Below are 16,295 nucleotides of genomic sequence, written 5' to 3'. Positions count from 1 at the left end.
AGTTAGAATCGCATTAATAATCAGAATGTTTCACGTGAAACATGAGCTTAAGAGCGATAATTTCTTTTTTATCACGAGGGTGCTATCATTAGAGGATATGAGGTTTGGAAAGGATGTTTTGATGCAAAAGTCAGTAGTATTAGCTGAAAAACCGTCAGTTGCGCGTGATATTGCACGCGTATTAAATTGCGGGAAAAAAGGCAATGGTTTTATTGAAGGTGATAAGTACATCGTCACATGGGCTCTTGGACATTTAGTAACATTAGCAGAGCCAGAGAGCTACGGAGATCAATATAAAACATGGAAGTTAGAAGATTTACCAATGTTGCCGTCTAAATTGCAATTAGTGGTCATGAAACAAACAAGCAAGCAGTTCCATGCTGTCAAAGCGCAACTGCAGCGAAAAGATGTAAAAGAAATCATTATCGCAACGGATGCAGGTCGTGAAGGGGAACTCGTCGCGAGATGGATATTGGCAAAGGTGCATGTGCAAAAGCCATTAAAGCGTTTGTGGATCTCGTCGGTGACAGATCGTGCTATCAGAGAAGGATTTCAAAAGCTTAAAGATGCGAAAGCATATGAAGGGTTGTATCACTCAGCGGTCGCAAGGTCTGAAGCGGACTGGTATGTGGGGATGAACGGGACAAGAGCGTTGACGACGAAGTTTAATGCGCAGCTTTCGTGTGGGCGTGTACAAACACCAACTTTAGCGATGATCGAAAAAAGAGAGCGGGATATTCGAACGTTTAAACCTGTACCTTTTCATGAGTTGACCGTGGATACCAAAAAGGGCATCACCTTTCATTGGAATGACGAAAAGACAGGTGAAAAAAGAATTTTTGATGCTGAAAGAGCAACCAAATTGCGTGAACGAATGGCAAAAGGTGAGTTGAAAATAACGGATGTTAAAACGGTTCGAAAACAAACACCAGCACCGCTTTTGTATGATCTAACGGAACTGCAAAGAGACGCGAATAAAATGTTTGGGTTTTCTGCCAAAGAAACACTTTCGATCTTACAGCGTTTGTATGAGCAGCATAAAGTGCTAACATACCCACGTACGGATTCTAAGTTTTTATCTTCTGATATGGTTGATACTTTGCCAGACCGGATCAAAGCCTGTGATATACAACCATTTCGAAAAGTCGTATCACAATTGAATAATGTGAAGATTAGCAAGCAACTCCCTTGTATTAATGATCTAAAAGTGACCGATCATCACGCCATTATTCCAACAGAGCAATCACCGAGTCCAACGGCTCTTAGTGAAAAAGAAACGAAATTGTACCGGTTAGTTGTTCGCCGTTTTTTGGCTGCCTTTTTTGAAGCTTATCAGTATGATCAAACTACGATTACAGCAAATCTTACAAACGAGCAAGTCACAGCAAAGGGAAAGAGAATGACGAGCTTAGGATGGCAAGTTGTTTATAAAGACGACGCCTCTATGAAATCTGATGAAGCAAGCGAACGTCATTTGCCTCAAGTTGAAGTAGGAGAAGAAATACAAGTTACAAAAGTAGAATTGAAATCTGGGCAAACACAACCACCGGCACGTTTAACAGAAGGAACTCTCCTATCAGCTATGGAACGCCCGATGGCTTATTTAGAAAGTCAAAACAAAGAATTAGCCGACACACTCGGAAAGACAGGTGGAATAGGGACGGTTGCAACTCGGGCTGATATTATTGAAAAGCTTATGAATACCCATTTGATTGAAAAGAGAGATAAGTATTTGCACATCACAAAGAAAGGGCAGCAGTTACTTGATCTTGTCCCAAGTGATTTGCAATCGCCCGCTTTAACAGCAGACTGGGAGCTGAAGCTAGAGAGAATCGCGAACGGGAAACTAGATAAGGATGTTTTTGTAAAAGAAATGAAGGAGTATGCAACCAATATTGTCAACTCCATTAAGCAAAGTGACAAGACGTTTAAGCATGATAATGTGACGGGAAGCCCTTGTCCAGACTGTGGCAAGCTCTTGCTTGAAGTAAAGTCAAAACATGGGAAAAGACGGGTTTGCCAGGATCCAGCCTGTGGCTACAAGAAAAACATCTCAAAAGTAACGAATGCGCGCTGTCCAAAATGTAAAAAGAAATTAGAAATTTGGGGCGAGGGAGAAGGTCAAACGTTTGCATGTGTATGTGGACATCGTGAAAAAATGTCAACCTTCCAAGAAAGACGTAAAGACAATCAACATAAAAAAGTTTCAAAGAGAGAAGTATCGAACTATATCAAGCAGCAAAACAAAAAAGAGGATTTTTCAAATACAGCATTGGCTGATGCGTTGGCTAAGTTAAAAAAACAGTAGTGACGCTCAAGGTATTGCTCGAGCTGAAAAGGGAAAGCCCCCTCGTTCAAACAAAGAACGAGGGGGCTTTCTATGCCTTAAAGTTTAAATTGTTTCATTCCTGCAGTTAACTTTTGAGTTGCCTCATATAAAGTTTCTGTTGAAGTTGTAACGGTTGATAGTGTTCGGCGCTGTTGCTCGGAAGCTGCAGCGACTTCTTCGGTTGCAGCGGCTGATTGTTCAGAAACCAGGGAGATGTTTTCAATGGCAGATACAACCGTGTCTTTGTGTTGAATAATATGCTCAAATTCACCTTGAATGGAACTAATCGATGAATTAATTTCTTGAACAAACATAGCAATTTCTTTGAAGCTTTTTTCTGTTTCTTGAACGACTTGGTTTTGCTCTTCGGTAATAAGTTTCGTCGTTTCCACTTCATGTACCACTTTATGGGCTTCAGCTTCAATTCCTTCAATGGTTTGTCTAACTCTACCAGTGGCTTGCGACGTTTGTTCGGCTAGTTTACGGACTTCGTCTGCAACGACGGCAAAGCCTTTGCCACTTTCACCAGCACGAGCTGCTTCAATACTAGCATTTAATGCAAGCAAATTCGTTTGCTCTGAAATGCTATTAATCGTGTCGATGACATGCTCCACTTCTTTTACGCGACTTGAAAGGGTTAAAACTACTTCTTCGACTCGTTTAATAACGGTGTTAAAACCTTGAGACTTGTCGCGAAGAATGGATACTTGCTTCGTTCCTTTTTCATTTTCTTCTTTTGCCTTCGTTGATAAGGCTACAAGATCTGAAGAGTAACGATTAACTTGATCCATTTTGTTCGATAACTGAACGGTCACTTGTTTCGTTTGGTCAATGTCTTCTGCTTGTTTGGTTGATCCAGAGGCAATTTCATAAATCGCAGAAGACACCTCGTCACTAGAGGCAAGCGTCTCTTGAGAAACGGCACTTAAACTTTCAGTAGATTGCGAGACTTGATCAACAGATGTTTGAATAGAATGAACTAAATCTCTCATTGAGCCTACCATTCGATTAAAGTCAGCAGTTAGAACGCCAATTTCGTCTTTGGAGCTTGACGTCATGGCCACGGTTAAATCGCCGTTTGCCACACGGCTTACTTCGTTTTGAAGCTCCTTGATTGGTTTTGATAGGCGTCTAGATACAAAATAGGCAATGAGTGCAGCTAGAATAATAGAAATGATTGAAATCATTAAAATACCATTTCTAATCTCATTTGCTTGGGCAAGCATCTTGCTTTGTTCAAATTGAGCTCCAACCACCCAATTCGTATCGGCGATCGTTTCATAGAAAATCACATGATTAGACCCTGCATCCGTGTATTCAATTTGTCCGTTGCCTTCACCAGACAATAGTTGAGAAACGATTGGATCGTCACTGTTGTCTTCGGTCATCGTTGGATGAACGAGAGCAATACCCGTTTGGTCAAATAGAAAAGAAAATCCCTCATAGTTTAGATTTTTCGAACGAACAATCGCGGCTAAGTTATCAAGAGATAAATCGATTCCAATTACGCCTAAAACCGTGTTACGGTCCGAAACAGCCTTAGCGACCGTAACAATGAATTCACCGCTACTGGCATCTAAATAAGGTTCAGTCCAAATCACTTGGTCGGGGTTAACAGATGCTTGTTCATACCATGGACGTATACGAGGGTCGTAATCAGACCCAACATCAATAAGTGGTTCGGTAAAGAAGCCGCCTTGATTGGTACCGATATAGGTTACAGCAATGTTCTCATTCAATTCATTGAAGACACTGAAATCATTGTTGACGATCGACCAGAGTGGTTGCGAGTCTTCTTCACTAGCGCTTAGAAAGTCAATGACCGCTTGGTCTTGGCTATATCGATAAATGGAGGAATTGAAATTAGCCAGATAAAGTTCAACTAAATCTTTCTTTTCAGATACAACAGAAACTCCTTCTTTCTGTACGGTTGTCTCTACCTGTTTCTTTACTTGGAAGTAGGTAAGAGCAGAAACAGTGGCCAAGGTAATAATTAAAATAATGGAGATAAAAGTCACAAGTTTTGTTTGAATCGATTTCATGTTCTGACCACCTTTTATTGTAGTATTCTTATTATCGGTAATCTTCCGACAAATTTCAACAAAAACTAATGCGTATGTTCTAGGTCTATTGGAAGAAATCTTTTACAAGAGATAGAAGAACAATAAAAAAACCTGCTTTACTATGTAAAATTAAAGACAAGTGATTAACGATTCTTACCATAAGAGTATAGGGTTGTCTTTAATGTTACACATTATATTCAATTCAGAACATCACTTAAATGATAAGTGGTGTTCTTTTTGCTTTATCAATAATGAGAGTCGACAAGGGGATATAAATTTAAATTCCATTTGTTTACATTTTCTTGCTTGTCAAATACAAAAATGTAAGTGATTATAAATATGAAGGCTGTTACTGGCTGGTGTTTTGAGTAAGAAGTATATGGACTACAAGTAGGGGGAGAACGGTTTACTTGACGGGGCCTATACCCCACGAGCAGAGACGTTCTACCCTGGCTACTGTTTTAATAAGACCATAATAAAGAATAAGGTCAACCAGAAATATTTTCTTATCTGGCTAACCTTATAATACGAACGAAGCAGGTTGTAATAAAAACATATCTGGGAGATGGACAGATGCTATTTTTTGATATTGACGCAACCTTACTTGACCATGAAAAAGCAGAAGAAATGGGAGCCATTGAGTTCTTAAAAGAAAATAATGAAGAATTAAAACTTAGTGCATCTGAGTTTATAAAAAGATGGTATGAGTTATCAGATAAATACTTTGAAAAATTTTTATCAAAAGAATTATCTTTTCAGGAACAACGGAGAATGAGAATTAGAGAGTTGTTTGGCAGTCATTTAAACAACGAACAAGCGGATAATAAATTCAATGATTATTTAAAGTTTTATAAAGGAAATTGGACAGTATTTGAAGATGTAATACCTTGTTTAGAACAATTAAAGAAGCAGGGAAACCGCCTTGGAGTAATAAGTAATGGTGATTATAATCAGCAAATTGAGAAATTAGAAGGTATAAATATAAGCAAATATTTTGACTGTATTATTACCTCAAGCGAAATTGGTGTATCTAAGCCTAATGCTACTATCTTTTTAGAAGCATGTAACCAAGCAGATGTGCCAATTCATGAAAGTTATTACATAGGGGATAGATTAGAGACTGATGCTATTGGTAGTAAGAATGCAGGGATGAAGGGAATATGGTTAAATCGTAAAGAGAAAACGTCACATTCGGATGTCATTGTTATACATAGTCTTAGTGAGTTGGGAGCGTTAATCAATTAGCTTCTTTTTTCAGCTATGAAGTGATGCTTAAAGGAAGCACCGCCTTGTTCTTATTGTGCGAACGGGTCCAAAAGAACAACAAGGATTTGCTTCGGCAGCTCCTATTTTACTAACGGTGTATGTTAATTAAAGATAAAAAACCTTCACAACTTCCGCCATTTCATCATATGAAAATATGTTAAATGATTATGAGGGCTGGTGGCTTAATGAGTGTTTTGGGGGCTGTTGTTTCTGGAACGATAGCATTTGCATCAACCAACTTGGACGACATATTTGTTCTAATGACACTGTTTTCTCAACGTAATTCTAAATTTAGAAATCATCATATTGTTGCTGGTCAGTATCTAGGCATCGCTATTCTTACTACGTTTAGTATCATAGCTGCTTACGGTATTTTGCTTCTTCCAAAGGTTTGGATTGGGTTACTGGGTCTAATACCTATGTATTTCGGAATTAAGATGCTTGTTGAACAATTGAGGAATACAAGTACTGCTTCAGATGAAGCAGAGGTACAGGATATACAATTTAATGAACATGATAAAAACAAAACTAAGAGGTTTTCATTTCTTTATCGTTTTATTAGTCCATATACAGTCAAAGTTGCAAGTATTACAGTTGCAAATGGAGGAGATAACATTGGAATTTATGTTCCTTTCTTTGCAACGAGTAGTTTAACTCGAATTTTAATTATTATCATAGTATTTGTCATTCTCATTGGAGTTTGGTGTTATGCTGGATACAAATTAGCTGAAAATCCTTTGGTCAGTATTGTACTAGAAAGATATGGTCATATTTTTATTCCATTTGTGTTTATTGGTTTAGGAGTACACATTATTTATTCTAGTGGTACATTAAGTTATTTCTTTGGGAATTTATTCCTTTAAACCCAAAGTTTATTGAATAAGGTTTACTGTAATTTGTTGAACTAAAGGGTGGGAATATTGAACAAGGAGTTGTCGAATGTGGCAGCTCCTATTTTGTTAAAGGGGCAGGATACTAGAAGAAGGATTTTTACATTTGTTTTAACTTTTTGGGGAAGTTATACTGATGATTATTTCTCTTGAAGGGGACTTCTTATATGATTTTTGAAATTATTGCTGGTCTGCTTGGGAGTATCGGACAAGATAATTCCTTAGATACAAGGAAGATAGACAAACATATAGAGGAATTAAAAAAGCATAAATGGTTTATTGAAATATACAATGACGAAAAGTATCATCGTTTGTTTTTTGGGAATAGGCCGGTAAGAAAGTTTTTACAAAGTAGGTTTCTAACTAAGAGGATGGTAACTAACCCAAATGCTCAAAAGGCTTTTAAGTCATTACTGGATAAGCAATTAAATAAATAACTCTTATTACGTTAACGGGTGCATTAAGAGACTTTCCTAGATTTAGCTTAAGCGATATAATTAAATAACTAATCCAAAACCTTCCAATAGGATAAAGGAAGGTTATTTGGTATTAGCATTTTTGGTATATCATTGTATTAAAAGAATTTTACTGAAAAATATTGACTTCTATTAGCTGGTTTAGTTCAACAACATAATACTTTGTGTTGTGGTGAGGTCATTTGTAGTACGAAAAAGGGATAGGCTAAGCAGATATGATTACTGCTCACCTATCCTTCTTCATTTCCTTTTATAATGTGTTATTTTATCTATTGAACGTTTTATAAAAAGGTTTTAATTAATTTTTTGATTTTAATAATAAACTTGAAGCAGGCTTTGAAAAAAAGGTCATTTTATAAGCGTTTTAACGGCTTTTTTGCCGGACCTTCCAATACATCACCACTAGGAGAGTAGCGCGATCCATGACAAGGGCAATCCCACGAACGTTCACCATCGTTCCAATGCACTTCACAGCCCATGTGAGTGCAGGTGGTGTCGACTACATGAAGCTCTCCCTCGGCATCACGATAAGCTCCTGCGCGTTTGCCATTTACGGTTACAACGGCAGCTTCCTCTTTTTGAACATCATCTGGGTGTTTCTCGCTTTTATCAAACTTACCTTTCAATAATTGCTTCGCTACATCTGCATTTTGAGTAATAAAATGCTTAATGCTTGGATCTGCAATAAAGCGAGATGGACGGTAGAGTGATTCATAGCGATTTTCACGCTTAAGAATGAGATCACTTAACAACAATCCAGCCATTGTACCATTGGTCATTCCCCATTTTCGATAGCCTGTTGCAACAAAGACATTAGCATGTATTCGAGAAATTTTACCAATATAAGGAACCTTATCAAGTGTCACCATATCTTGAGCCGACCAGCGGTATTCAATGTTGAAATCTGAAAATAGTTCCATTCCATATTGCTCTAGGGCATCATAATGATATTTTGTATTAATTCCTTGTCCCGTTTTATGTTCTTCCCCGCCAATCAAAGCAAGTTTTTCTCCGTCTCGCATCGTGTAGCGAAGGGAACGTGACGGAGAATCGACATTTAAGTACATGCCGTCGGGGCATTCATCCTTTGGTACCTTTGCTGCTAAAATATACGAGCGTTCGACATACATTCTTGAGAAATAGAGGCCACCACCATCATAAAAAGGAAAGTGAGAAGCCACGACGACTGAGTTGGCAGTTACTTTCGGACCTCCTTTAGTCAAGACAGTTGGTTGACTGCCTTCCTTCACATCTTCACAGACGGTGTGTTCGAATATAAGGCCACCGTTTTCTTTAATTTTCCCAACTAAATAAGAAAGATATTTGAGCGGGTGGAACTGTGCTTGATCTTTCATAACGAGCGCTGATTTAACAGGTAGGTTTAAAGGAATAGATGAAACAAGTTCTCCAGCGATTCCTAGTTGTTTATAGGCTTCCACTTCTTTTTGTAACTTATTAACGCCTGTATTCGTCGTCGTGTATAAATACGCATCTTCATTGGTATAATCACAATCAATGTTCTGCTCTTGAACAAGGTTCTGTATGAAGTTCAAGGCATCTGTTGCTGCATTATAATAAAGCTTTGCTTTTTCCGCTCCTAGATGCGAGATAAGTTCATCATAAATTGCGCCGTGTTGAGCGGTTATTTTCGCTGTCGTGTGACCGGTTGTCCCATTTAGAAGGACGTTGGCTTCTAATAAAGCTACTTTTATTCCTTCCTCAGAAAGACGGTAGGCAGTTGTAATTCCAGAGATCCCGCCACCTACAATGACAACATCAACATGGAGGTCTTTCTCTAATATAGGAAAACTCTCTACATCGAAAGAGTCACGCCAATAAGGCTCAGGTTGGTTAGGCATGGTAGAATCCATTAAAGTATATTCGTCTGTCATTATGTACCTCCAAATAATTACGATTTGTTTTCATAATGTAACCAATTCAGGAGAATACATGTATGGTTTGATTATTTTTAAGGTGAAAGCGAGTAGGCTATAAAATGACAGAAATAGAGAAAGTGGTGTATAAATTTCATGAAATTTATTTAGAATAAATCGTAGGCGAGAAGGGGTGAAATCCTCTTGACCCAAGGGTTTCCGCTTAAATAGCAACCGGTTGATTGTCTAAAAATTAGAAACATATTGTATTTTGGTACAGGACATGATATTATTAAAGATGTTTTAAATTTTGAAACAGGGTGAAGATCACCAACAAAGGAGATTATATATTTGGCAACTTTTTATGATTTTAACTTAGATCCCAATGTAGTAAGAGCAGTAACAGAAATGGGATTTGAAGAAGCAACACCAATTCAAACAGAAACGATTCCAACTGCATTGGAAGGGAAAGACATTATTGGGCAAGCTCAAACGGGTACAGGGAAAACAGGTGCATTTGGTGTTCCGCTAGTTAACCGTATTAATGTTGAAGAAGCACATGTTCAAGCACTTATCCTTGCCCCTACACGAGAGCTTGCGAATCAAGTCGCAGAGTCACTCGTTACTTTTGGTAAGCATAAAGGCGTTCGTACGGTTGTCGTGTATGGTGGCCAGGACATGCGTAAACAAATCACAGATTTGAAACGCAAGCCGCACGTAGTAGTGGCGACACCTGGTCGTTTAATGGATCATATGAGACGTAAAACGATTCGTCTTAATGAAGTGAAAATGGTTGTTCTTGATGAAGCGGATGAAATGCTTAATATGGGCTTCATTGAAGATATTGAAACCATCTTAAAAGAAGTTCCTACTGAGCGCCAAACACTTCTATTCTCAGCGACAATGCCGAAACGAATTGAGAAATTAGCACAACAGTTCATGTCAAATCCTCAATTAATTGCGGTTAAGTCAAAAGAAGTAACGATGGAAAACATCGAGCAGCAATACGTAGAAGTACATGAAAAAGAGAAGTTTGATGTATTAAGCCGTTTCATGGATATTCATTCACCGGAACTTGCGATTGTATTTGGTCGTACGAAAAGACGTGTAGATGAACTTTCTGAAGCGTTAATCAAACGCGGATACCGTGCTGAAGGAATTCATGGAGATCTTAACCAAGCGAAACGTGATAGTGTTCTTCGTAAGTTCAAAGGTGGACTTATTGATGTCCTAGTTGCAACAGATGTTGCAGCACGTGGTCTTGATATTAGTGGTGTTACTCACGTTTATAACTTTGATCTTCCGCAAGATCCAGAAAGCTATGTTCACCGTATTGGTCGTACAGGTCGTGCGGGTAAATCAGGTCTAGCTCTTACATTTGCTACTCCTCGTGAGATGGATCATGTTAGAACGATTGAGCAAGTTTCTAAGAAAAAGATGACAAAGGTTCAGAAGCCTTCTCATGAACAAGCAATGAGAGGACAGCAAGAACTTGCGATTGAACAACTGCGTTCACTTATTAATAGTGGTGAAGCAGCGAGCTATCATAAAGCTGCGAAAGACTTGCTACAAGAAACAGATGCGACAACTGCGCTTGCAGCGGCATTAAAACTTCTGACTAAAGAGCCGGACACAACTCCAGTTCGTTTAACAGGAGAAGCGCCATTGCGGGTGAAGAAGCGTCATGGTGGTGGCGGAAGTGGCAGTGGTAAACCATACCGTGCTGGTGGTCGTCAACGTGATGATCGTCGTCGTTCGACATACCGTGGCAAAGATGAGCGTAGCGGTGCTCGTCGTTCAAGTGGTCAAGGTGGACGTGGCGGACAGCAACGTAAACCGAAACACGCATAATAAAAGAAGGCTGGCGATTTTGCCAGCTTTTTTTCTGTGTAAATCGTTTAAAATGAGATGGTAATTAAATGAAGAAATAGTTATAAGTGGTTTTAAAAAGGCATCGTAAAAAAGCCTTCCCCGCGTGACGCCTTATCCTTTTTTGCTAGAGGACTGTCTATCCTTTTTCGTATTTTCTAAAAATTCAAGTGAAAATCTGTATTTTCTTGAAAATCAAATTATGAGAAAATTGAAATTTTGAAACCCTTTTCATTGCTTTAGTGGTGCGTATTCCCGTAAAATCAACATTTTTACCAGCGAGATATTCTATGTCAGATTATCTGACATACCTATTGCGAAAATTCGCGCAACATCATAAAGTAAAACATAACAAGTTGATGTCATAAAACATTACATGAAAAGGAAGTGTTGAGAAATGGCAATTTCTACACCAACAAGAGAGAGCTTAGTTCAAACTATAAAAGAAACGATTGAAACAAAGAGCGTAGAACTTCTTCACGTACAATTCGTGGACATTGAGGGAACACTTAAACATGTTACTGTAACGGCTGACCAAATAGATCAAGTAGTAGAAGGAAGAGTAATGTTTGATGGTTCTTCTATTACAGGTTATACACCAATTAATGAATCAGATTTATATTTAGATCCAGACTTAACAACTTTTGCCGTTCTTCCTTGGACAGAGCAAGAGGGCTATTCTGAAGCTCGCTTCTTATGTAGCGTAAAAAAGCCTGATGGATCAGACTTTGATGGCGACCCACGTAACGTTTTGAAAAAAACAGTTAAACGTGCAAAAGACCAAGGTTATTCAATCAGTGTTGGACCAGAGCTTGAGTTCTTCTTATTCAAAACGGATGAAAACGGACAACCGACTTTAGAAACACAAGATAAAGGTGGATATTTCGAGCCATCTCCTAAAGATTTAGGTGAAAAAGTTCGTCTTGAAATCTATAAAGCTTTGAAAATGATGGGCTTCACGATTGAAGCTTCTCACCACGAAGTGGCAATTGGTCAACATGAAATTAACTTCAAATATGCTGACGCATTAGGTTCTGCTGATGCAGCAACAACTTACAAATGGGTTGTTAAAACAGTAGCACAACAATTTGGCTACCATGCGACATTCATGCCGAAACCACTTGCTGGTGAAAACGGAAGCGGAATGCACGTAAACATCTCTTTATTTGACGATGAAAAGCAAGAGAATATTTTCTATGATGCATCTAATGAGCTTGGCTTATCAGAAAAAGCATACCAATTCATTGCTGGATTAATGGAGAACGTAAAGGATTTCGTAGCGGTAACAAATCCACTAGTAAACTCTTATAAGCGTTTAGTACCAGGATATGAAGCACCTTGCTATATTGCATGGTCTGCATCTAACCGTTCTGCTCTAATTCGTATCCCTGCAACACGTGGGGCGGGAACTCGTGTAGAAATCCGTTGTCCAGATCCATCTGCTAACCCGTACTTTGCCTTTGCGATTATTGCAGCTGCAGGTTTAAACGGAATTGACAGTGATTTAACTGTGACTCCAGCTGTTAATGCAGATATCTTCCACATGTCTAAGCAAGAACTAGATGCTCGTGGAATTGAAAACTTACCAACAAGCCTTGAAGCAGCACTTGATCGTTTCGAAACAGGTGAAATTGGACGCCAAACACTTGGCGAGCATGCTTTCGGTGAGTATGTAGCTCTTAAACGTGCAGAGTCTGATGACTTCCGTACAGCTGTTACAAACTGGGAAGTTGCAGCTTACCAAGCTAAGTTCTAATAAAGATTGTAGTATTTCATTTAAATAACAAAAAGCATGCCGATTTGTCAGCATGCTTTTTGTTTTTGTTGTGGTTTGGAACGAGAAAATTTGGCGGTGAACTTTTGAAATGCAGGTGTTTTCGATGTCGTAAAGATGATTAGCCCGATCCAGATTAAGAGGAATGCTAGGAATTGAACGTTTGAAAACGGCTCGTTAAACAAGAAAATTCCGAGTAAGAGCATAATCGTTGGAGCCATGTATTGTAAAAACCCAATGAGCGATAGCGAAATACGTCTAGCTCCTATTGCAAACAACAATAATGGAATCGCGGTCGCTGCACCCGAACCTATTAACAGCAGTGTCGTATCTACGTGAGTTAGACCAAAAGCACTGTTGAAGGCAGGTTGATGATGAATCCAATACAAATAAAGAAAAGCAACAGGTGTAACCAAAAGCGTTTCAACGGTTAACCCAACCATGGCTCCAGCGTTCACTATTTTTTTAATTAACCCATATAAACCAAACGATAGGCCTAAGAGTAAAGCAGTCCAGGGAACCACTCCGTAGTAGAGCGTCATGATGGTTACCCCCAAAAAGGCTAAAACAAATGAGACGATTTGCCAACGTGTGAACGTTTCTTTTAAGAATAAGACTCCTAAAAGGACATTAAGTAGAGGATTGATGTAATATCCTAAGCTAGCTTCAATAACACGATCACTGTTAACAGCCCATATGAAAATAAACCAATTTAAAGAGATAAAGCAAGATGCTAAAATGATTCCTATGGCGGAACGAAAATGTGAAAAGATAAAGATGAATTCTTCCCAAGCTGAATGTAGCTGTTTTCGAATGGCTAAAATGCCAATCATGAAAACAAGCGACCAAATCACACGGTGAGCCAAAACTTCACCTGGAGAAACGGTATCAAAGAGCTTCCAAAATAAAGGGAGTACTCCCCAAAGTAAATAGGCGGCAGTAGCAGCAAGGACACCTGACTGATGATCTGTTTGTTGCATGTTTGTTCTTCCTCTCCAAATGAGATAGCTTTATTTTACACAAATGAACAGGTGCTGCCTATGAAAGATTTTCGGAAACCTAAATAAGTCAGGAGAGACGATTGATGAAACAAATGAAAGCCGTTATTTTTGACATGGATGGGGTTATATCCAACACAGTTCCTTTGCATTATGAAACGAATGTGAGACTTGCTAACAGCCTAGATGTTGATTTCTCTCATGAGTGGAATCAAGCTCTGCAAGGTCTTAGTCGTCGGAAGACGGTTGATGCCATTATTGAGAAATCAAGTTTTACATTTACAGAAGAGGAAATAGTGGAGATTTGCGCTAAGAAAAATACCCATTACCAAGCGTTAATCACCCAGTTAACAGCAGAGGACGCGCAGCCTGGCATTCAACGTTTTATAAAAGACTTAGCGGCCCAAAAAATACCGATGGTTGTGGCTTCAGCTAGTCAAAATGCACGTTTAGTCTTAACACAGCTCGAGTTAATTGATTACTTTGAAGGTGTCGTGGACGTGACTAAATTAAAGCGTGGAAAGCCAGATCCTGAAATCTTTCTAAAGGCTGCAGAGCACATAAATGTTTATCCTTCTGAATGTGTGGCTATAGAAGATGGAGAGGCCGGATTATCAGCCATTCTTCAAACGGAGATGTTTTCGGTTGGCGTTGGCCATGAGCCGTTCTTAAAGAAAGCAGATTTCTACATAGATTCAACGGAACGGTTAACTATAGAATCGTTAGAGGTCGCTTTGAACCTGCACAATAAGACATTATATTCATTTTAGTTTGCCAAAAGACCTCTTAGTAAGATAAGATTTGCCTATTGAAAAACAGATGGAAAAGGAGATTGATATGTCAAATCTTGATCAGCAATTACGACAACGAGCTTATGATGAAGTAAAGAAGCATAGAAGGGAGGTAGAAGTCGATCCGTATCGACTAGCCTACCATGTGATGCCGCCAGTTGGGTTACTTAATGACCCAAATGGATTTATTCAATTTAATGGAGCCTATCATCTTTTTTATCAATGGAATCCGTTTAAAACAGACCATGGAGCAAAATTTTGGGGACATTATTCCTCGAGGGACCTCGTTCACTGGGAGCATCATGAGATTGCATTAGCGCCAAGTGATTGGTTTGATAAAAATGGTTGTTATTCTGGAAGTGCAATTGAACACGAGAATAAATTGTATTTATTTTATACCGGAAATGTGAAAGACGAAGCGAATAATCGAGAAACGTATCAAGTGATGGCTGTATCAGACGATGGTCAACAGTTTGAGAAAAAAGGCGTCGTCATTAACTTGCCTGAAGGCTACACGCCTCATTTCCGCGATCCAAAGGTTTGGAAGCATGGAGAGCACTTCTATCTCATTATTGGTGCTCAAGCAGAGGACTTAACAGGAAAAGCGGTGCTGTTTTGTTCAGATAACTTACAGGAATGGGAACATCTTGGTCCAATTGCCGGAGCTCATATGGGACCACTGAACGATTTCGGTTATATGTGGGAGTGCCCGGATTTATTTGAGCTAGATGGACAAGATGTTCTGATCTTTTCACCACAAGGGCTCGAGCCGAGTGGCATTTACTATCAGAATCTCTATCAAGCAGGTTATGTGATCGGAAAGATGGATTATGAAAAGGTACAATATGAACATGGTTTATTCATCGAACTAGACCGAGGCTTTGAATTTTACGCGCCACAAACGACGGTTGATGAAAAGGGACGACGCATTTTAATAGGATGGCTAGGTATGCCAGAAGAACGAGAGGATGCTCATCCAACGATTGAACATAAGTGGATTCATTCCATGACCATTCCTAGACAATTAAAAGGGATTAACGGCAAAATCTATCAACAACCTGTCACTGAATTGCAAGAATTACGAACAAACCATTGTGCCTATGAGAACGTCGAACTGACAACAAAGGCACAAGGCTTTGAAGGAATAGAAGGCGAAGCATTAGAAATCTATTTGGAGACGCTAGAAACGGTTACGCAGCCGATTAAGATTCATATTCGTAACCATGCGAACATCGTCTACCATCCAACCGATAAATTAGTAAAACTAGACCGTATCAGCTATGTCGATGGGAAGACGGTAGAAGAGCGCTTTTGTCATTTGCAGCAGTTGACTAATTTACGTATTTATCTCGATACGTCCTCCATTGAGGTTTTTGTTAATGACGGTGAAGAGGTCTTCTCTGCACGAATATATCCAAAGCAAGAAGATCAAGGAATCTCTTTTGCCGCTGATGGTAGCGAGAGAGTGAAGATCGAAGCGTGGACGTTGAAGAGTAGATAGCAGCTGAAAGAGAAAGTGGACCGAAATACCAGATGAACGAACCAATATTAGGTTCGAAAAGACTGATATCACCCTATAATTGACCGAAATGATTGGTAAACCAACATTAACTAGACGAAGAAACTGTCCTTGTCCATAAAGAAGGCGAAGAAGTGCCGCTAGATGATCTATATAATCAGGGGCTGATAGTGTTCTACAAAGTGGCAACTAGAGGCATTCCTGCGCAAACGACGCCTTCTGAGATTATCGTAATGAAATAAGTTGTGAGTTCACTCTACTTGAGTGAACTCTTTTTTAAAGAATCGAATGGAGTAAGAAATTACCAGTATATTAAGAATTGACGCTTGCAAAAAAAAGAGGTAAACTGAAAGCGTAACCAAAAGAATAAGTGGGATTGTTACTGATCATGCAGGCAAGACCTAAAATGAAGCCAACGGGCGACGTCTATTTATTTATAGACGTTT

At 39.1% G+C, this 16,295-nt stretch carries 11 protein-coding genes; 8 read left to right on the top strand and 3 right to left on the bottom strand.

The genetic code is table 11. The annotated features are described in order from the left end of the window. Positions 1–121 precede the first annotated feature (121 nt). Entirely contained in the window at positions 122–2,308 is a 2,187-nt protein-coding gene (locus PQ474_RS10020; RefSeq protein ID WP_273842579.1) for a DNA topoisomerase III, read from the top strand. 77 nt (positions 2,309–2,385) lie between these two features. Here the strand turns inward: PQ474_RS10020 and PQ474_RS10015 are convergent, their stop codons facing one another. After that, positions 2,386–4,371: a methyl-accepting chemotaxis protein gene (locus PQ474_RS10015; protein WP_273842575.1), complete on the bottom strand. Its 1,986-nt coding sequence runs from the start codon at positions 4,369–4,371 to the stop codon at positions 2,386–2,388. Between the two features lie 594 nt (positions 4,372–4,965). Between PQ474_RS10015 and PQ474_RS10010 the strand changes: the two genes are divergently transcribed. The 3 genes from PQ474_RS10010 (at position 4,966) to PQ474_RS10000 (ending at position 6,985) form a co-directional block, all read left to right on the top strand. Then, entirely contained in the window at positions 4,966–5,637 is a 672-nt protein-coding gene (locus PQ474_RS10010; protein ID WP_273842572.1) for an HAD family hydrolase, read from the top strand. Positions 5,638–5,843: 206 nt separating this feature from the next. Next, entirely contained in the window at positions 5,844–6,521 is a 678-nt protein-coding gene (locus tag PQ474_RS10005) for a cadmium resistance transporter (protein ID WP_273842570.1), read from the top strand. 194 nt (positions 6,522–6,715) lie between these two features. Continuing rightward, the gene (locus tag PQ474_RS10000) at positions 6,716–6,985 is read left to right on the top strand and encodes a hypothetical protein (RefSeq protein WP_273842569.1); all 270 of its coding nucleotides are present in this window, start codon (positions 6,716–6,718) and stop codon (positions 6,983–6,985) included. Between the two features lie 392 nt (positions 6,986–7,377). Here the strand turns inward: PQ474_RS10000 and PQ474_RS09995 are convergent, their stop codons facing one another. After that, positions 7,378–8,916 carry an FAD-dependent oxidoreductase gene (locus PQ474_RS09995; protein WP_273842567.1) on the bottom strand — a complete coding sequence of 513 codons (1,539 nt, stop codon included), beginning with the start codon at positions 8,914–8,916 and terminating at the stop codon, positions 7,378–7,380. Between the two features lie 333 nt (positions 8,917–9,249). On the opposite strand from PQ474_RS09995, the gene cshA reads away from it, so the two are divergent. Continuing rightward, the gene (cshA, locus tag PQ474_RS09990; protein WP_273842564.1) at positions 9,250–10,749 is read left to right on the top strand and encodes a degradosome RNA helicase CshA; all 1,500 of its coding nucleotides are present in this window, start codon (positions 9,250–9,252) and stop codon (positions 10,747–10,749) included. A gap of 415 nt (positions 10,750–11,164) precedes the next feature. Continuing rightward, entirely contained in the window at positions 11,165–12,523 is a 1,359-nt protein-coding gene (gene glnA / locus PQ474_RS09985) for a type I glutamate--ammonia ligase (RefSeq protein ID WP_273842561.1), read from the top strand. Between the two features lie 47 nt (positions 12,524–12,570). Here glnA and rarD read toward each other — a convergent pair whose 3' ends face one another. After that, the gene (gene rarD / locus PQ474_RS09980; RefSeq protein ID WP_273842558.1) at positions 12,571–13,521 is read right to left on the bottom strand and encodes an EamA family transporter RarD; all 951 of its coding nucleotides are present in this window, start codon (positions 13,519–13,521) and stop codon (positions 12,571–12,573) included. A gap of 104 nt (positions 13,522–13,625) precedes the next feature. On the opposite strand from rarD, the gene pgmB reads away from it, so the two are divergent. Then, positions 13,626–14,309: a beta-phosphoglucomutase gene (gene pgmB, locus PQ474_RS09975; RefSeq protein ID WP_273842556.1), complete on the top strand. Its 684-nt coding sequence runs from the start codon at positions 13,626–13,628 to the stop codon at positions 14,307–14,309. Between the two features lie 67 nt (positions 14,310–14,376). Then, the gene (locus tag PQ474_RS09970) at positions 14,377–15,831 is read left to right on the top strand and encodes a glycoside hydrolase family 32 protein (RefSeq protein WP_273842555.1); all 1,455 of its coding nucleotides are present in this window, start codon (positions 14,377–14,379) and stop codon (positions 15,829–15,831) included. The last annotated feature ends 464 nt before the right edge of the window (positions 15,832–16,295 follow it).

The sequence above is a fragment of the Halalkalibacter alkalisediminis genome (assembly GCF_028610705.1).
Lineage (GTDB): Bacteria > Bacillota > Bacilli > Bacillales > Bacillaceae_D > Halalkalibacter > Halalkalibacter alkalisediminis.
Note: the sequence above shows the minus strand (reverse complement) of the source record. Positions and strands in the feature narration are given on the sequence as shown.